Below are 17,563 nucleotides of genomic sequence, written 5' to 3' on the forward strand. Positions count from 1 at the left end.
CCACCATTTGGTGAAGGAGCAGAAAACAGATGCAGGCCCCAGACGATTTCAATCCCACTCCGAGCGTTGCGGACCTTTTGCAGCCGGGTGTGCGCCGCATTCTGGCACCGAACCCCTCTCCTATGACCTACCGCGGCACAAATACCTATGTGGTCGGTCAAACCGGGCTTGCGGTCATCGACCCCGGCCCCTTGAGTGACGCGCATCTGGATGCGATTCTGGCAGCCGTTGAGCCGGGACAGCGCATCACCCATGTGATCGTGACCCACGCCCACGTGGATCATTCGCCCCTTGCAGCGGAATTGTCCCAGCAGACCGGTGCTCCGGTCATGGGATTTGGACCCGCCACTGCCGGACGAAGCACCGTCATGACGCAGCTTTTGGACCAGGGCCTAAACAGCGGCGGTGAAGGCATCGATACCGATTTCATGCCCGACATCGAAGTCGCGGACGGAGAGACGATCACCGGCGAGGGATGGTCGCTTGAAGTGCTGCATACACCCGGCCATCTGGGCAATCATATCGCCCTGGCGCTAGAGGATGCCTGTTTCACCGCCGACCATGTGATGGGCTGGGCCAGCTCCCTTGTGTCGCCCCCAGACGGAGACCTCACGGATTTCATGGCCTCCTGCCGCAGACTGCGCGCGCGTCCCTGGCGGGTATTCTATCCCGGCCACGGCGCCCCGATCGAGGATCCGTCGGGCCGACTTGATTGGCTGATCAACCACCGCAAAGCGCGGGAGGCCGCAATCCTCAACGCTCTGGAAGCAGGCCCGGCCACCCCCGGTGAATTGGCTCGCCAGATCTACACCGAGACGCCCCCTGCCCTCCTGATGGCCGCCGAGCGCAATGTGTTGGCACATCTCATTGACCTCATGGGGAAATCACGGGTCGCCCCTGAAAACGGCCTGACCGCAACCACCGCCTTTGGTTTGTTGGGGTAATCAGAAATTCAATGCAATCATCGTGATCGCCGTATTGCCACCCCGTGATCTGAAAATTTTCAATTTTTTGCAGCCCCCCTCTGGACGAGGAAGATCACTCTCGCTATACGGCCTGCACCATTCCGGCGTAGCTCAGCGGTAGAGCAGTTGACTGTTAATCAATTGGTCGTAGGTTCGATCCCTACCGCCGGAGCCAAAATTTCTCTTAAATAACAAGAGAGTAATAAGATCGCCCTCTGGGGCGGTTTTTTGTTTTTGCAACGACTTTGCAACGCATCCGACATTCGTTGGTCAACCCCTATGCCAGTGCGGACAAGCGACATTCGGTATGGCATCGTAGGATGCACTACCAAATATGGTTGGCGATTGGCTTTGGTTTGCGATAAAACGTCAGCAGTTCACCAATCGTAAACCGTGGGAACGCAATAAGAACAAGACACAGGGGCAGACATTATGAACTTCATCGCCTTGGAATCAGAACAGAAGTTACGCGGTGGATATTACACGCCTAGCGACCTTGCCCGATTCCTGACCCGATGGATTGCCCCGAATAGCAGAACCCGCGTACTCGAACCGAGTTGCGGTGACGGCGCGTTCTTCCCAACGCTTGAGGGGTCCGACGCAACGGTCACGGCCTTTGAGCTATCTCCCGAAGAAGCCGCAAAGGCATCGGCGCGTGGCCTACCGAATTGCACAATCCACAACCGAGACTTCCTCGGATGGGCACTCGATGCGGAACCCGGCCAATTCGATGCGGTTGTAGGCAACCCGCCTTTCATTCGGTACCAATACCTTCCAGCAGAATTCCAAGCCAATGCCGAACGGGTATTCACGCGCCTCGGCTGCAAGTTCACAAAGCACACCAACGCATGGGTTCCATTCATTCTGGCGTGTATGGACCTGCTGCGCCCCAGCGGGCGATTGGCGATGGTGGTCCCGTCGGAAATCGTCCACGTGATGCACGCGCAGTCGCTGCGAACCTATCTCGGACAGCAGTGCCGCCGGATGGTGATTGTGGACCCGCAGGAAATTTGGTTCGAAGGCACCCTACAGGGCGCGGTGCTGCTGATGGCCGAGAAGAAGGCCACACCAGAGACCCACGGCGAGGGTTTGGGCATTCTCCGTGTGTCCGGTCGCGAATTCCTGCTAGAAGACCCAGAGGCAGTGTTCAACGCCCCGAGGGCAATCAACGGAAAGACTGTTCAGGGCAAGTGGACCCGCGCGTTGGTCCCTGCCGCGACTCTTGCGATTCTCGATGCCGTGGAAGCCGATGATCGTTTTTGCCGCTTTTCAGACGCCGCAACTGTGGACGTGGGCATTGTCACTGGGGCGAACAAGTTTTTCCTCGTCACCGACGAAGTGGTCAAGCACAACGGATTGGAAAAGTGGACGCACCCTATGTTTGGTCGCAGCGACCACTGCCCCGGTGTGATCTACGATGATGCTCAACACGCCCGGAATGCCGCCACAGGCAAGCCCACGAACTTCCTTTGGATGCCCGATACCTCGGTCGAAAAGAGCGCCAAGGGACGCGCCTACATTGCTGCTGGCGAGCGTGAAGACCTACACAAGCGGTATAAATGCCGCATCCGCAGCCCGTGGTATACAGTGCCTTCCGTCTACGCTACCGAAGTGGGAATGCTAAAGCGAAGCCACGACACGCCTCGGCTGATCCTCAATCGTGCGGGCGCATACACGACCGACACCGCATATCGCATTCGAGCCTTGCGCGGCACAGCCGATGCGCTGGTCTATGGCTTCTACAACAGCTTGACCGCCCTCAGCGCAGAACTTGAAGGGCGGCACTATGGTGGGGGCGTTCTCGAACTCGTGCCTAGCGAGATCGAGAAGCTGTTGTTGCCTTCCCCGGACTCGATTGTCCCAGAGGTGGAAAGCCTCGACCGCATGGTCCGCGAAGACACGGTGGCTGACACGCTAGAGGCGCAGTCAGAGGCGGTGTTGGGCGCGCTGACCAAGGCAGAGCAAATGGACCTGCTGGCCGCGTGGGCCACTCTGCGCGACAGACGACACCGCCTGCCTACTTAGTCGATCTCCACTACATACCGTCCGCCGACCGCCGCAGGTTGGTACAGTTTCAGTTCGCGCCCAACCAAGCCGATGTGCTTAATATGGGTGGTGGCGTTGTCCCAATGCAGTCCAGTCGTGTAATTTCCTTGCCCTGCCTCCCATGCAGGCTTGTGACTCAAAGGCAAATCGAAATCACCAACATGGACCCCCGCAATGATTAGCGAGGTAGGCGCAACAGCTACGTACTTCTGAGCGGTTGCATCAAAGGTCCAGTTCAGCGTCGAGAAAACTTGGTTACGGAAATACGACTTTTGGTCAATCACCTTTCCATTAACCTTGTATCGCGCTTGCGTGAGCCGAAGTACTCCGGGCGCGTGCCCTGCATTTAGTTGAAGATCCGAGGCTGGCAGCTTCGGTTTCAACCAAACCAATTGACCATAGATCGGTGGTGGCGAGGGAAGATTGACAGCTGGTGTTGCCATGCCGACTTTGGGTTTCTTTGGCTTCGATTTCACCGGCGACGACTTTGACGGAAGATTGATAGGCGGCTTGCTTGTCGCGGCACCTTGCTTACCTGATCCATACGCAGTTTGTGTCCTGGGTTTCCGCTCATCTTCAAGAATCCCCTGCTTCATCAAATCGACAATTTCGCGACCACTACCAATTCTGAAACAGTGCTGCGGATGGTTGGCAATGAGGTCATCAAATCCGTCCAACATGGTGTCAACGAACGCTTTGTACGAGGCATCAGCAAGGTCCAGTTCCATATCCGTGCCTGCCTCGATGTTGTTGAACAGCCCCGCATGGGTCAAGTTGGCGCTGCCAACGATGGCTCGTGCCTGATTGGGGCCGGTTGCAATAAAGGCTTTAGGATGGAAAATCCGGCCCCTAGTGGCTGTGTCGAGCGCATAGAGTTCCACGCCCAGCTTCAACAAAGCGGCGGTTGCCTGTGCAGTCGTTGAACCGTTCCTGACGCCGATGAAGGCGCGGCATACGCCCGCAACAGGGGCGAGAGCGGCAGAGACCGCCGCGACACCTGCTGAGTTTGAGAATGCAGAAGAAATGATAAGCCGATCCAGCCAAGGCTCTTGTGCCAGAGACACCAATTGCGGCGCGTGCTGCTGTCCTCCCGCAAGAGGTTGAAATATTGCCCTAACTGTTGCCATCTGCCTGTAGCCCCTCAACAATTCGTTTTGGGGCACCTTACTGCCAGACAGCGCACAAGTCGATTGCCATGTCTGCTGCACTTAGGCTCTCGAATAAATGCTTGACCACCCCTCAGCGCGCGTCTGCGGCGGGGTACGTGCTGGTGGGCATAGTGAAGCCCAAAACACGGAGAAACCCATCAGCGGGCGTTTTTTCGGGGTCTCTGCACACAAATGAAACGGGCGGCCCAAAAGCCGCCCGCGTTGCGAAAATAAAAGGGGCGACATTGTTGCCGCCCCGTTATATCAGTGAAATTCTGGTGGAATCGTCACACTTCGTTTTCGTTCGATTTCTGAGCCGACAAGCCGTGTAGTTTGCCATTTGTTGGCAGTTGCTGCGCGCAGGTGTTGCACGTCGTCGCCACGATGGACAACAATCTCAGTGACACCGTGTTTCGCAAGTGCGTTTGCGAGACGTAAAAGGTCGTTTCGACCGAGTTCGGCAGGGTTCAGGATGTTCATGCCGCCGCCTTTCTCTGCCAAGCCTCGCCATGAGCAGCCTGAGCTTCGCGGATCACCTGTGCAACATGCTCAAAGTAACTGGCCGCGAACCCGATTTCTTTGTTCGCCGCAAGGATGGTGATAACTTCCACGTCGTCGGGTTCGTAAATGTTAAGCTCTGCCCCTTCGATAAAGATGGAATACAGGCTACATGAAATAGTCTCGCCTGCGGGCGCGGCCGCAAGTATCTCAACCGCCCGCTGCACATTTTCGATTTTGAAGTTTGTCATTGGTGGGTCTCCTTCTGCTATACCCACGCCTAATAAATGCGACCGGGAAAAAATTGCTGGAGCGGCAAACATGCTTGAAAACTCCAACTTGGACGAACTCGCAGAGGCCGCGCGCCTCGAACCCGGCGACGCCAAGAAGGCGTGGCAGCTTCTGTCCAATCACATCGGAGGGACCGACCTGCCCGAGTGGGTGAAAGCCTACGTGCAAAAGTCGGCGGTCGTCGTGGCCGAATACGACTTGGAGAACGGCGATCAAGCCAAACTTGCTCACGACCTTGGGTTCTACAAGGAGACCGGGCAGCAAGACGGTTGGAGCTACGACCTCGACCACGTTTTCGAATGGTTCACCGACCGAATGATGAAGGACGTTCAGGACGGCAAGAAGATCAACGTGTCGCGGACGGCGCGCGAGTACCGGGAGGAAAACCGGATGTTCGCCAATTCACCCGACGGCGCGCGCAAGGCCTACGAAAAGGCCCGCAAACGCCACGCAAAGCGGATGGAGGCGGAAGCAGAGCTTGAACGGCTTTTGGCTGATCGAGGCGCTTAAACGCTGGCCGCGTTCAGTGCGGTGAAGATGGCGGCAGTCGCTGGATATTGATGCTGCCCACCATTGGCTCCGGCACATCAAAGCCGAACTCCAATGCTTGCCGCACAATTCGTGCTCTTGTCTTTAGCCATCGTTTGTCTGTTCTAATAATCGGCGGAAAGAGCGACATGTAGCCCTCCCAAACCAGAAGGTTGTAGAACTCTTTTTGAACTTTCTTCTTTTTCCGATAATGAGGGTGATTGCTGGGTAGCTTGGTCATTGGTGGGTCTCCTTTTTCCATAACCACACCCAATGTAACCGGAAATGATCCAGCGTTCTGGAGCGCCAAGAATTGGACAAAACTCCAGTTTGATCGAATCGATCTCGTCGATCTCAAGGCACATCGGCCCAAGTGAATTTGGCGAGCGCGACGAGAGACGCGTTCACCACCACCCGCGAAGGGTCTGCTGCACGGCGAGGCCGGCTTGCTGATATTGCGAGGCGAACCCGCCGAGGATCAGCGCAACGCCCAAGTCGCCGTGTCCGCCCACGCTGCGGCTTTGGCTGATGATCTGATTGCCCGCCGCCGTTGTCGTCGTCGCGAAGGAAGCCAGGTCGGCCTCGATCTCATCGCGCAGAGGCAAGTCAGGGGCGAATTTGAGATCACCCGACGCAAACAGCACGGCGAGATTTTCGATCATGAAGGTTTTGCCTGCGTTCACATACCGCGACCCCTTCTTCGACCAATCCTGCCCGCCCGTCATTTGCACCGCTTTGTGATCGACGCCTGGATCCCAGAGCATGTCCGAGACCACGCGACCGATGGACGTGCCGTCAATGGCAAGCTCTGACTTCCCACCGAAAGGCGGCGCATTGCGCAGGCGGACGAGTGATCAGCCCCACCTGAGTGGTCCGTTTTGATTGTTAGTGCATGACCGGTCTCGGGTCCATCGGGATGATGGTTTCCGGGGCGGGAGGGCGATAGCCCAAGGCACTATGTGGTCGTTTGGTATTGTAGTGTTTCCTCCATTGTTCGATCAGGATTTCCGCTTCCCGAAGGCTGTAGAAGACTTCTCCGTTGAGCAGTTCATCGCGGAACCTGGCATTGAGGCTTTCGCAGTAGCCGTTCTCCCAAGGTGACCCGGGCGCGATGTAGGCGGTCTTGGCGCCGACGGCCCTGATCCAATCTTGAACGGCCTGAGCCACGAACTCCGGGCCGTTGTCAGACCGGATGTAATCCGGCACACCCCGCATGATGAACAGGTCGCTCAAGGCATCGATCACGTCACCCGAGTTCAGCTTGCGCTTCACCTTGATCGCCAAGCATTCCCGACTGTGCTCGTCCAAGATGTTGAGCGTCCGGAAGACCTTTCCGTCCTCCGTCCGGCAGTGGACAAAGTCATAGCTCCAGACGTGGTTGCGATACTCAGGGCGCAGCCGGACACAGGATCCGTCATAAAGCCAGAGCCGTCCCTTCTTCGGTTGCTTCATTGGCACTTTCAGCCCCTCTCGTCGCCATAGGCGCTCGACCCGCTTGTCGTTCACCTCCCAGCCCGCATCTCTCAGCAAAGCCGCGATCCGACGATAGCCGTAACGGCCATACTGCCGCGCCAGTTCGACCATGTCCGCGACCAGACGCTCCTCATCGGCACGGCCATGCGGCACCTTCCTCTGCGTGGATCGGTGCTGACCCAAGACACGGCAGGCGCGTCTCTCGGACAGATGGAACCGGGTGCGAACGTGATCGATGCAGGCACGGCGGCGAGCGGGGCTCAAAAGTTTCCCTTTGCCGCCTCCGCCAGGATCAGCTTGTCCAAAGTCAGATCCGAGACGGCTTTTCTCAACCGTTCGTTCTCTTTCTGGAGGCGCTTCAGTTCCCTGAGTTGGTCGGTTCCCATACCGCCGTATTTCTTGCGCCAGCGATAATAGGTCTGCTCAGTAATGCGAACCTCGCGGATCGCATCCGCCCGCGCCATGCCTTGCCCGACAAGCACTTCAACCTGCCGCAGCTTCGTGACAATCTCTTCCGGCTTGTGTCTCTTCGTAGCCATTCTGATCCTCCGTTTTCCTAAACATAACGGCGGACCACTTCAGTGGGGGAGGATCATGCTCATTCAGCGCGGCCCAATCTTCGATCCCATTGGCGACATTAGAAAGATACTGTTTAACCCAATTCGGCAGGTCTAGGTCGCGTTCCAATGCGAACGCAATCGCTCGCCATGCAGTCATTCCAGTAGACATGAAGTTGGTTTCGTCGAGAGTGGAGTAGAGGTGCATCTCGTCCTGTGTGACGTGGGTTTTACCCGCCGCAACAACTTCATCAGGCACAATCCCCAGTTCGACCGCCTTCGCCATGTCTTCGGGGTGGATGGCTATCCGCTCATCTGAGTTGTTGGCGTTCCCGTCACCGGGGCAGACACGCGCGCTCACAAAGTTTCCTCCATATCGGACTTACTAACCACCCTATGAGCCGAGAAAGGGCCACACAATGAAAATGAACTTCCCCGTTAAGAGCTTCTCCTGTGAGTATATTGAGTTCGGCGCAGATGACGATGGTGATCTGGCTATCACGCTCTGTGGAGATTTCCCCGCCGTTGGAAAAATGACCGGAGATGAAGCTATGGCTGTTGTCAGCAGCGCCGGATTTTTCGAACTATTCCGCATTGCAGATGAGCAAGCCGCCTTTGGAACGCCACTGTGGGGCGCTCTCCAACGCGCTAAGCGTGGTGGCACGATAACTGCTCAATTCAAAGAGTCTGATGCATCGCCGGTTCAATGACAATGTTGTAGAGTTGTTGCAGAGCCTACGAAAAACGACGAAGGCCGCTCAATTGAGCGGCCTTTATCGTGTTGTAATCTCTATGAGATTTTGGCTCCGGCGGTAGGGATCGAACCTACGACCAATTGATTAACAGTCGGAGGGATGCCTATAAATCTCAATAGTGTTCAACAAATATACACAATTAAAACAGTAGCTTGATGATTTTCGCTTGTTGTCACTTATTGACGTTTGGGGGCAATTTTCGATAGAAACTGCCCCTAAAGTGCCCCTAAAAAATCTGCCCCTGCGTTTGGGCTGACTGGGCGCGACGCGAAATATGGAGGCAGATATGGCGACAATCGAGAAGCGCGAGCGCAAGAAGGGTGTGGTCTATCAGGTTGACGTTCGCGTCGCAGGCTTCCCCCGCCAGAAGAAGACTTTCAAGCGCCTCACGGACGCCAAAGCATGGGCGGCAAAGACCGAGAGCGATATCAAGTCAGGCCAGTTCCAGCCGATCAGCACTCAGTCCAAACGCAAGACGTTTGCCGACGTGATCGACCGCTACGAACGTGAAGTTCTACCGAACCTGGCTGAGAGTACTCAGCGTAGCTCAGGCACGGCGCTACGGTATTGGCGTGCCCAACTTGGTGACTACAGCTTGCAGTTCATCACGACAGAGCAGGTTTCCAAGCTCATGGGTGAACTGGCTGCGATACCGGACGAACGCGGCAATGGCGAAAAGACAAAGCCCAAGAGCAAGCGAACGCTGAAATACTATCGCGACGCGCTGGATATGCTTTTCAAGAAAGCTTGCTCCTGGAAGTGGCTTGGCGTTAATCCGATGGACGGCGTTGAACGTGTGACCAAGCTTCGGAATGAGCGCACCAGGTATTTGTCAGACGACGAACGCGGGCGGCTCCTAGACGCCTGCCGTGAAAGCCCGAACACGCAGCTCTATCCGATCGTTGTGTTTGCCCTGTCCACCGGTTGCCGCCGGGGCGAAATCATGGGGCTGACCTTGCCGGATATCGATCTGGCTCGGCACATGGCCGTCCTTCGAGACACTAAGAACGGTGATACGCGATCCGTTCCGATCGTCGGGCACCTTGCCGAACTCATGGACACGCAGATCAGTCTTGTGAACGACCTGTACGACGCGCAATTTTCGCATGCGCCTAGGCGCTACCTATTCCCTAGGCGTGACTTGGCCGCGCCGGTGGATGTCCGCAAAGCATGGGAGAACGCGGTTTCGAAGGCGAAGATCACCGATTTCAGGTTTCACGATCTGCGACACAGCACCGCCAGCTATTTGGCCATGCAGGGCAAGTCGTTGATCGAGATTGCTGATATGTTGGGCCACAAGACCCTTCAGATGGTGAAGCGCTATTCACACCTGTCTGCCGATCACAAAAAGGGGCTGGCTGAAGAGCTCGACGGTAAGATGTTTTGACTTTGAATGAGAAGGCCGCTCAAACGGCCTCTCAGATCAATTCTGTGTCCCCTGATAGTCATGGGATGCCACAGACCTTTGAAACGCAACTGACGAGCCTTACAGACGCATTTACGCCACATATCCAAAGCCCTCTTCGGTCAGAGTTCTCCGCGCGAGGTTCTGCCGTGGTGGTCTCCCTTGAAAGACAATCAAGGGCCGTCGCCAGGGATGCGCTGGCACCAGTCTGCTGATAGCTGGTTGTCCCAATGGCTCGAAATCTCAGGGTGCCTTTCCTGCGTCGCAGTCATACTGAAGTTGCCCCTTGGGTTGCTGATCGGATGTCGATTTTGACGGTCGATTTGGCTGTGGAGCTGTATCGGGCATTTGTTTCAAGTCACTAGGTTTTCTCATAGTTCTGAAGAAGTTGTGGGATTCTTTGGAAAGCTTCCGCGTGGATGTCTGGCCTCTCTAGGCCCTTGTCTCGCACCGCTCCCAACGAGCTGTCCTCTATCTGGCGTGACCTGGCAGGGACGACGTTCGGTGCAACGGTTCGCCGTCAGTTTCATCCCCTGATTTTCATCATTCCTCGCGAAACAAGAAACAGCCTGCTCTCCGTCTGTCGCTTTTCTCCAGCCCGTTCCGGGTGCGCCGTCCGTCTTTGACCCTGCCTCTTCGGTCGCCATCGGACAGCCGCGATGGGCGCGGCTCCCAGAAACAAGGAGAGAGACCATGAAAACCGCACGCGCAGACGTTTACACGCAAGTGACCAACAACATCATCGCCGCAATCGAAAAGGGAGCCGGTGACTGGCAAATGCCCTGGCATCGCAGCGGCGAGGGCCTCAACCGCCCCGTCAACATCGACACCAGCAATGCCTATCGCGGGATCAACGTCCTAAGTCTCTGGGCCGCAGCGCAGGCACAGGGCTTTTCGACTGGCACATGGGGCACCTATCGCCAGTGGCAGAACAAGGGTTGCCAGGTCCGCAAGGGCGAGAAATCCAGCCTGGTTGTTTTCTACAAGGAATTCACGGTCGAAGAGCAGCTGGAAAACGGCGAGACCGAAGAGGGCAAGCGCATGATGGCTCGCGCCTCTTACGTCTTCAATGCCGATCAGGTCGATGGCTTCGAAGCCCCAGCACTTCCTGAACCCAAGGACCCGGTGCAAGTGATCGAAGAGGCCGACGCCTTCATCCAGGCCACAGGTGCAAACATCCGCCACGGCGGCACGCAAGCCTACTACCGCCTGCCTCACGGGTGTGACGGAGACTATATCCAGATGCCTGAAAAAGATCGCTTTACCGGGTCTGAAACAAGCAGTGCAACCGAGTGCTACTACTCAACGCTCCTGCATGAACTGACTCACTGGACCGGCAACGCCAAACGCTGTGATCGTGGATTTGGAAAGCGCTTTGGTGATGATGCCTACGCCGTCGAAGAGCTCGTAGCTGAGCTGGGTGCTGCGTTCCTTTGCGCCGACCTTGGGATCACGCTGGAGCCCCGTGCCGATCATGCGGCCTACATCCAAAACTGGCTCAAGGTCCTCAAGGCCGACAAGAAGGCGATCTTTACCGCAGCGAGTCAAGCCGCCAAGGCGACGGACTTCCTCGCTGGCCTGCAAGAAAAACTCACATCGGCTGCCGCATAGGCAGCCATTCATTTTCGGTGATAGGCCGCCCCGGTCTGGGGCGGCAGTCGTCTTTACTGAAAATAGAAACGCTTGTGCGGGCTTTCAGATTATTTCATGGCCTGTCTAGCACAAACCCAGCTACAGATACCCTTCAACGCATCAGGGAGGCCCGTTGCGGCGCGAGATGCACCTTTTTCAAAGTCGATTGTGCTGACCTTAGACGGCAAGCCCGTCGGATCAACAGGAAGCTACTCTTGCCAGTTGTTGCCAGCAATGCCTCCAGGGCTGACGATGGTTCCCCCCGAACCAACCGATCATGGGGGGAGAAAACCATTATTTTCAAAAAAATTTGATCAAGCACCGCTAGGTGCGTTTTAAGAGTTTTAGAAGTTTTATTAGTTTTAAGAAGAATTTCCTGATGTGTTTCAATAACTAGTGATGTGTTTTTGGAATGATGTACGGCTTTGACAGAATGATGTACGGTCTTGACGGAATGATGTACGGCCCAATCAGAACGATGTACGGTCTTTGACAAAAATCCAAACTTTCACTTTGTTGAAAACATGAATAACTTCAAAATGTCTTTCTAATTCAGTATATTATGTGGGCTTTTCGATTTTGGGGCGGATTTTTAGGATTTTTTGTCATGAAAATAGGAATGATGTACGGCATTTGTCAAAAATTTTAGATGTGTGTTATGCGCTTCGGTTTCGCCTGCATCTTTTAGCTATGCAACGGGGCGTCGGCAGATACGAAGAACCTGACACTCGCGACCCGGTATTAACTTCAGCTCGTAGTCCGGGAATGGTTCGTTTTCAGCGCGATCTACAATGTCGGCAACCGCATTTCGGAATTTATGGAAAGGAATCGTCGTGCCGCTTCGGTGATGTAAATCTTTCAGTGTATAGTGCGCTTCACCTTGTCCGGCAGCTTTGCGGGCCAGCCTATAGATGAAACGCGCAGTCGGCTTTTTGATCAGGAAATAGTCGGGGTTGAGCGTAAGTATGCTGGCGGAACCAGATTCATTTACGATGCCCTCATACACCCAATCCGGAATGATGATTTCGATGTGATCGATCCTGTCACTGGTTGTGCGACTGAGCACCCTATACCGATCAATTAAAGAAAACGTCTCGGTTTCCCTTCGCGCGCCAGGTTTAAAGTTCGTTATCTTGATCCGTGTGTCCTGTAACCTGTCGAGCGCGTTCTCCAGTTCAACATACTGCTTCCCACCGTTACCTCGTCGGCAGAACTTTAGCACCTGCGAAGCAGTCGGGCAGTATACTTTGGCTGGCAAAGATGGATTCCGGCCTTTCTTTTGGGACAAGCGGTAGGTGCGCATTTCTTCGGCGAGGTAGGATACCATATTGATGAAAATGTCGTAGTCATAGGCGTTTGCCATTCCGCTGTCGGAGCCGCCTGTTACGGTTATAGAGCTATCCTTCAAGTCGTAGCGGATTTTACCTTCTCGCTTGGTCTTACTCAGCGAGAAGGGCGCGACGTCCATGACGTTTACGTCATCTTTGATGGGCGCGTCATGGATGTTTGGAACAAAGAACATCAGCTGGTCATCATCGATAGGTGGCGCTCTGAGTTCAGAGGTCGGCGGAATTTCACTCTCAATGCGCTTTTCAAGGTCTCCTTGTCCCACGGCGTTCGCCACTCTGGAAAGGGCGCTGGCCATTTCCCGATCTGTCATCTTTTCCAGTTTCAAGTCTGCCATTGAGCGGCGGCTATAGAAGCGTCGCAATCTGCTGAGTGCTTCGCGTGAGAGCTCGATCGGCGAGCGCCCGTTTGCTTCCATGTATCGTGCGGTCAGTTTTTGAAGGTATTCGTTCTTCTGATGCAAAGTCAGCGCCGAAAAGGCGCCGCGGTCTAGAAGCTCGAATTTTTGAGTGTTCATTGCGTGAATGATACCACGTAATAAATTACAAACAAAAGAAAAAACGGAAAGCACACTTGCTTTCCTTTGATTGCTAAGGGACTTCGTCCCTGGCGCAGTCAAGGCTGCCCTTTGGCGCGACTGGCGGTGTCCCCATCCTTCCTTCTCTTCGATCCGTGCAGGCTGGGTGATCCCCCTCCACCTGTCGCGGCCTGTGCCTTTGCCTCCCCACAACTCGCCGTCGAGGCGTCGGTTGCAACATGCGCAACCGAAAAATTAAGGAGAAAAGGAACATGGAAAACCCGGCAATCTACGTTGCAGACCTAGCAGCTTACAACAACGGTATCCTTCACGGTGTTTGGATCGACGCAACCCAAGACATCGAGGATATCTGGCAGGCCGTGAGGGATATGCTGAAGGTCACACCGCTTGACGAGGTGGCCGAAGAATGGGCCATTCATGATTACATGAACTTTGGGTCGCTGCGGATCAGCGAATACCAGGGCATTGAGAGCACCCACGAGCTGGCTATCTTCATCGAAGAACACGGCGAGCTTGGCGCGGCGGTTCTGAAGAACTTTCAGGGCGATGTTGAGCAAGCAACCAAAGCGCTGGAAGAAGACTATGCTGGAGAATATGAAGCTCTTGCCGATTTTGCACGAGAGTTGACCGAAGACACCAACGAAGTGCCCGAAAGCTTGTCTTTCTACATCGACTACGAGGCGATGGGCCGCGACATAGAACTTGGCGGCGATGTATTCACCATCGAAACGGGCTACCAACAATTGCATATCTTTTGGAACCGCTAAAGGAACGGATTGGGGCGGAAACGCCCCTTTTGAAATTTTCGACGGCTCCGCCGTCGAGTTCCCTTCTTTGTAGGCGCACGAACAATTTTCTTTTTTGGGGACCTCAGCGTTTGAATAGCTTTCCGAAGACACCCTTTGGAGGTGGCTGTGTTGCCCTCAAAGCCATGTCTGCATGCCCGCGCGGATCAAAGGGGACGCGGTAGCCAAAATCTCCCGCTGGAACAGCACCGCTCTGTATGAGTTCGTACAGGGGCTCAAAGGGGATGTGAAACGTATAGAGGTTTGATCGATCAGCGGTCCATCCATCAGCCTTGATGGTGATCACGTCGCCAGTATCGTGGTCGGATTTGATAACCTCCGCATCATACCTGCCAGGCGGTAAAATATCGTCGTGCCGCGTGTCTTTGTTCCAGCAAGGTATCGGTTCGGAGGTTTCGAAACTGAGGTAGACAATATGACTATGGACCTTGTCCACGTTCTTTGGGGCGTCCTCCATCTCTGGATTCAGCCAAAGCTCACCTGTCGCTAGATCGCATTGATAAAAGGCGTTCTCGTTTCTAATACGCGGCAATTCCGTCCAGGGATTGAAGACCGGTGAGGCCAGAAGCCTGCATACGCTTTGGAACATCAAAGTATTTGAAAACTCAAAACGATTGTGATCTTCGAAGCTAAGAACACCTTCATTGATGTAGACACCGGCCAGGTTTTGCGTCGCGTCCTCCAGGTCAATGAAGTCAATGTCGTGAAAATCTTGCTCATGGTCCAGCCTGACCCGCACCGAGGGCGTGACAGTATGGGAGATGCCGCGCTCGTTGTCCCGAACGTGCAGGATTTTGTTGTTGGGATCGTAACAGGCTTTCGAACCAGGCAAGATTTCCAGTTGATAGGGATCGCCCAAACCGGTCAGAAACCAGGGCGCGGCTACGGTGCGTTTCTTATGACTTGTCGTCAGCTTCAGGTGGCTATCGCGCTCTTCAAGCATCGTCGTTGGCGTCCCTAATTCCGTACTTGAACCCCTCCGGTTCACCCTTCCAGTATTCCGTGTCACGTAAGGTGTTCGATATGGCGAGGCGCTCCGGATTATCAAAACTACCTGCCATGTTCTTGAGGCGATCATCGTTGAAATAGTTGATCCGTGTTGCCAACAGCGGGCGCTTCCCCGAGAGGAAGATCACTTGCCAGGGCTTACCAACTCCGAGATGTTCCCGAATTTCTCCGGGTGACAGAAGGGGCACGCCCGCTAGCTGAACGCCACCATTCACGCCGCCGTTCACATTGAGCACACCATCAGCATCGCGACCGGCACCGCCTACATTGACGCCGGGCACTGGGACAGCGCGCGTCTCATTTCCCAGCTCTTTTCCAAGCCATTCTACGGTTTCGCCGTCGGTCACACCAAAAACGCATAGCGAGCTACATTGCGAAACGATGGTATTCCAGTCGTCTGGATACAGAGCTTTGAGCTGTGAAAGGTTTTGGACGAACAGCCAGAACCGGACGCCATAACCGGCAACTTCAGCAAGGGCACGCACCAGCTCTTTCATTGAGCCCAGAGCCGGGAACTCATCGATGATGCAGGCAACTGGAATGCCCTCGGCTTTAGCGCCCTTTATCATGGCCTGGTAGAACTGGCCAACCATCAGACGCAGAAACGCTCCGTAGTCGCCCATCTTGTCGAAGGGGAGAACCACGTAAATCGTGGCCACCTCCGTTTTGAGATTGCCGAAAGGCAAGTCCGTGCGTTCGACTGCTTCCGCTATCTCGGGAGTGTCCCAGATGCTCATTCCCGCATTGATCGTCGCGAGAATGCTGGATTGCATTTTTTCAGAATAACCAACGAAGCTTTGCAGCCGTCGTTTGGCTCCAGGTTGGGAGGATTTGCTGGCAAGCCGCTCCAAGGATTCAGAAAGCTTCGATGGTTTCTTGTCTATCGATACATTGGACGCCGTCAAAACCTCCCTGACGTCGTTGATCTGATCCCGGCCCATTGACACGCAGGCCAGGATCACCGCCGACATCAGGTTGATCGCCTCTTCGTGCCAGAACTTGCCTTCGCCCTTGGGCGCGTCCCCAAGCAGCAAGGAAGCCAGCCGCCTGGCCTCGCTTTCACCTTCGATGAATTCCATCGGATTGCAGGCTGAGAAGGGTGACACCGGGTCAAACGGTTTGGTGACGCGGAAAGGGTCGATTCTAATAACGCGACCTTCCTTCCGTCGCTCTTCATGGGTCAGCGCATAGTTTTCACCTTTGGGGTCAATCACGACCAAGGAACCGGCGTACATCAAAAGGTTCGGGACGATATGGCTTGTGCCTTTCCCGGAACGGGTTGCCGCGATGGTGAGTAGATGTCCCGGTGGTATTGATGCCACCGTCGGAATGAAATCAATGTCATCAACGGCGAAGCCGTTACCAAGGATCATGCACCCGTTTCGACCACCGAATCTGTTTTTGTTCATCGATAGCGCTTCATCTTCAATGGCCTTGAGTTCTTCCCGGCCCAAGAAGCGCGCGTCCCCATGTATCGGCGGTGGGTTGGCGATCAGTTCGTCGCGTTCTTTCAGAGCAGTGTGAAATCGCATTCCGACCGCTGTCCAGGGAGGAGGCGTTCCTTGGCCCTCTTCCCAAGTTCGGTCCATACTCTTTCGAAAGGACTTGGATACGCGGTACATCACGCGCGTCAGAAATGACATGTTACCTGACAAAAAACTGCTCCGACAAATTCTCGTTTTCACCGAGACTATCCGGGCTGCGATCTCTTATCCAGCGAAACGCGTCTCTCGTAGCGGTTGTGCGGGAGTCTTTTGGGAAATGGCTGGCTAAGCAGCTGTTGATCGTTACTGCGAGAGATCGGCGTTGAGACGATCGGTAAGATCCAGATCATCCGTTTTTTGCTTCGCAATGTGTCGCTTTGCAGCTTCTCTGTGTTCGGGAGAAATGTGGTGTTGAGGGCGCTGAGCCAGAGTTGCCAGCATAGTGAAACTGATCTTTTCCGGTGCGTATCCATGCCCTGCGATCATGGTGAAAACACCTGCGAGAAGCTCAGTTGTCTGGTGTTCCGGGAGGTCGGTTTTTCCTGACTTGGCGCGAAACCTCCATGCGCCCGGTTCGTCTTCCCGACCGATAACCGGCGCGATCCAGGCCGTCAGCTTGTTGCTTCGGTCGGTGTTTGCCCGCCAGGGCATGTTCACAAAAATACGCTCACCGAAGGTGGCATTGTTGCTGTAACTCAAACTTGCCCAATTGCTCATCCGCGTTTCCTTATTGACCGCATAGAGGTTGGCCAGGTTGAACGCGCCACGTCTCTCATTTCGTATAGGCCAACCCCGTGCGGATACGTGGTCAATTTTCGACCACGTAGTTCACTTGTCGCGCTGGTCACCATTGGCCATACAACGCCTCATTTGGTGGCGTCGTGTGATTTCCGTCGCAACTTCTTATGGCTCGGTGGGTTAGTGAGAACTGACATTGGCTCTGATTGAAGTCTGTTGGCTACAAGGGACATGTTGCCAAGCGTGTTGACATTTATTGCCGGATATTGGAGCCTATGGCTAAGTTCTTGTGTCAGAATTACAAAAGAATAAATTCTGTACAGAATTCATAAGTTGACAATACA

18 protein-coding genes and 1 tRNA gene are annotated in these 17,563 nt (G+C 54.8%); 8 read left to right on the forward strand and 11 right to left on the reverse strand.

The features are described from left to right. Nucleotides 1–29: 29 nt before the first annotated feature. The 3 genes from INS80_RS17565 (at nucleotide 30) to INS80_RS17575 (ending at nucleotide 2,990) form a co-directional block, all read left to right on the forward strand. Nucleotides 30–944, forward strand: a complete 915-nt coding sequence (locus INS80_RS17565) for an MBL fold metallo-hydrolase (RefSeq protein WP_192966864.1) — start codon at nucleotides 30–32, stop codon at nucleotides 942–944. A 121-nt stretch (nucleotides 945–1,065) separates the two neighbouring features. Then, nucleotides 1,066–1,140 (forward strand) — tRNA-Asn (locus INS80_RS17570). A 257-nt stretch (nucleotides 1,141–1,397) separates the two neighbouring features. Further along, a complete protein-coding gene (locus INS80_RS17575; RefSeq protein WP_192966865.1) occupies nucleotides 1,398–2,990 on the forward strand; it encodes an N-6 DNA methylase in 1,593 nt (530 codons plus the stop codon). On the opposite strand, the gene INS80_RS19365 is transcribed toward INS80_RS17575, so the two are convergent. The 3 genes from INS80_RS19365 to INS80_RS17590 all read right to left on the reverse strand — a co-directional run bounded on the left by INS80_RS19365 (nucleotide 2,987) and on the right by INS80_RS17590 (nucleotide 4,908). Next, complete coding sequence (locus tag INS80_RS19365) at nucleotides 2,987–4,138, reverse strand: phospholipase D family protein (RefSeq protein ID WP_226892660.1); 1,152 nt, start codon at nucleotides 4,136–4,138, stop codon at nucleotides 2,987–2,989. The genes INS80_RS17575 and INS80_RS19365 overlap by 4 nt on opposite strands. Nucleotides 4,139–4,423: 285 nt before the next feature. Further along, nucleotides 4,424–4,639: a hypothetical protein gene (locus INS80_RS17585; RefSeq protein ID WP_192966866.1), complete on the reverse strand. Its 216-nt coding sequence runs from the start codon at nucleotides 4,637–4,639 to the stop codon at nucleotides 4,424–4,426. After that, on the reverse strand, nucleotides 4,636–4,908 hold the full coding sequence (locus INS80_RS17590) for a hypothetical protein (RefSeq protein WP_192966867.1): 273 nt from the start codon (nucleotides 4,906–4,908) through the stop codon (nucleotides 4,636–4,638). The genes INS80_RS17585 and INS80_RS17590 overlap by 4 nt, the downstream gene beginning before the upstream one ends. Before the next feature lie 70 nt (nucleotides 4,909–4,978). Between INS80_RS17590 and INS80_RS17595 the strand changes: the two genes are divergently transcribed. After that, nucleotides 4,979–5,458 carry a hypothetical protein gene (locus INS80_RS17595; protein WP_192966868.1) on the forward strand — a complete coding sequence of 160 codons (480 nt, stop codon included), beginning with the start codon at nucleotides 4,979–4,981 and terminating at the stop codon, nucleotides 5,456–5,458. Between the two features lie 13 nt (nucleotides 5,459–5,471). Here INS80_RS17595 and INS80_RS17600 read toward each other — a convergent pair whose 3' ends face one another. The 4 genes from INS80_RS17600 to INS80_RS17615 form a co-directional block, all read right to left on the reverse strand. Further along, a complete protein-coding gene (locus INS80_RS17600) occupies nucleotides 5,472–5,717 on the reverse strand; it encodes a hypothetical protein (protein WP_192966869.1) in 246 nt (81 codons plus the stop codon). 163 nt (nucleotides 5,718–5,880) lie between these two features. After that, the gene (locus INS80_RS17605) at nucleotides 5,881–6,240 is read right to left on the reverse strand and encodes a hypothetical protein (protein WP_226892661.1); all 360 of its coding nucleotides are present in this window, start codon (nucleotides 6,238–6,240) and stop codon (nucleotides 5,881–5,883) included. A 121-nt stretch (nucleotides 6,241–6,361) separates the two neighbouring features. Next, nucleotides 6,362–7,488 (reverse strand): IS3 family transposase gene (locus INS80_RS17610; RefSeq protein ID WP_192963700.1). Its coding sequence is split into 2 segments (ribosomal slippage): nucleotides 6,362–7,224 and nucleotides 7,224–7,488, totalling 1,128 coding nucleotides; the frame shifts between segments, so codons are not numbered across the junction. After that, a complete protein-coding gene (locus tag INS80_RS17615; RefSeq protein ID WP_192966870.1) occupies nucleotides 7,433–7,867 on the reverse strand; it encodes a hypothetical protein in 435 nt (144 codons plus the stop codon). The genes INS80_RS17610 and INS80_RS17615 overlap by 56 nt, the downstream gene beginning before the upstream one ends. A gap of 58 nt (nucleotides 7,868–7,925) precedes the next feature. On the opposite strand from INS80_RS17615, the gene INS80_RS17620 reads away from it, so the two are divergent. The 3 genes from INS80_RS17620 (at nucleotide 7,926) to INS80_RS17630 (ending at nucleotide 11,277) form a co-directional block, all read left to right on the forward strand. Continuing rightward, complete coding sequence (locus tag INS80_RS17620; RefSeq protein ID WP_192966871.1) at nucleotides 7,926–8,216, forward strand: hypothetical protein; 291 nt, start codon at nucleotides 7,926–7,928, stop codon at nucleotides 8,214–8,216. A 331-nt stretch (nucleotides 8,217–8,547) separates the two neighbouring features. Further along, complete coding sequence (locus tag INS80_RS17625; RefSeq protein ID WP_192966872.1) at nucleotides 8,548–9,648, forward strand: tyrosine-type recombinase/integrase; 1,101 nt, start codon at nucleotides 8,548–8,550, stop codon at nucleotides 9,646–9,648. A gap of 711 nt (nucleotides 9,649–10,359) precedes the next feature. Further along, entirely contained in the window at nucleotides 10,360–11,277 is a 918-nt protein-coding gene (locus INS80_RS17630; RefSeq protein ID WP_192966873.1) for an ArdC family protein, read from the forward strand. 709 nt (nucleotides 11,278–11,986) lie between these two features. On the opposite strand, the gene INS80_RS17635 is transcribed toward INS80_RS17630, so the two are convergent. After that, nucleotides 11,987–13,216: a replication initiator protein A gene (locus INS80_RS17635; RefSeq protein ID WP_369411430.1), complete on the reverse strand. Its 1,230-nt coding sequence runs from the start codon at nucleotides 13,214–13,216 to the stop codon at nucleotides 11,987–11,989. Nucleotides 13,217–13,434: 218 nt separating this feature from the next. On the opposite strand from INS80_RS17635, the gene INS80_RS17640 reads away from it, so the two are divergent. Next, the gene (locus INS80_RS17640) at nucleotides 13,435–13,950 is read left to right on the forward strand and encodes an antirestriction protein ArdA (RefSeq protein ID WP_192966874.1); all 516 of its coding nucleotides are present in this window, start codon (nucleotides 13,435–13,437) and stop codon (nucleotides 13,948–13,950) included. A gap of 103 nt (nucleotides 13,951–14,053) precedes the next feature. On the opposite strand, the gene INS80_RS17645 is transcribed toward INS80_RS17640, so the two are convergent. The 3 genes from INS80_RS17645 to INS80_RS17655 form a co-directional block, all read right to left on the reverse strand. After that, nucleotides 14,054–14,932, reverse strand: a complete 879-nt coding sequence (locus INS80_RS17645) for a hypothetical protein (RefSeq protein WP_192966875.1) — start codon at nucleotides 14,930–14,932, stop codon at nucleotides 14,054–14,056. After that, nucleotides 14,925–16,529 (reverse strand): type IV secretory system conjugative DNA transfer family protein, encoded by a 1,605-nt coding sequence (locus INS80_RS17650; RefSeq protein ID WP_192966876.1) that lies wholly within the window; start codon nucleotides 16,527–16,529, stop codon nucleotides 14,925–14,927. Before INS80_RS17650 ends, INS80_RS17645 begins: the two co-directional genes overlap by 8 nt. A 255-nt stretch (nucleotides 16,530–16,784) precedes the next feature. Next, nucleotides 16,785–17,198, reverse strand: a complete 414-nt coding sequence (locus tag INS80_RS17655; RefSeq protein WP_192966877.1) for a hypothetical protein — start codon at nucleotides 17,196–17,198, stop codon at nucleotides 16,785–16,787. Nucleotides 17,199–17,563 lie beyond the last annotated feature (365 nt).

Origin of the sequence: Phycobacter azelaicus (assembly GCF_014884385.1) — a bacterium.
In the GTDB taxonomy this organism is placed as follows: Bacteria; Pseudomonadota; Alphaproteobacteria; order Rhodobacterales; family Rhodobacteraceae; genus Phycobacter; species Phycobacter azelaicus.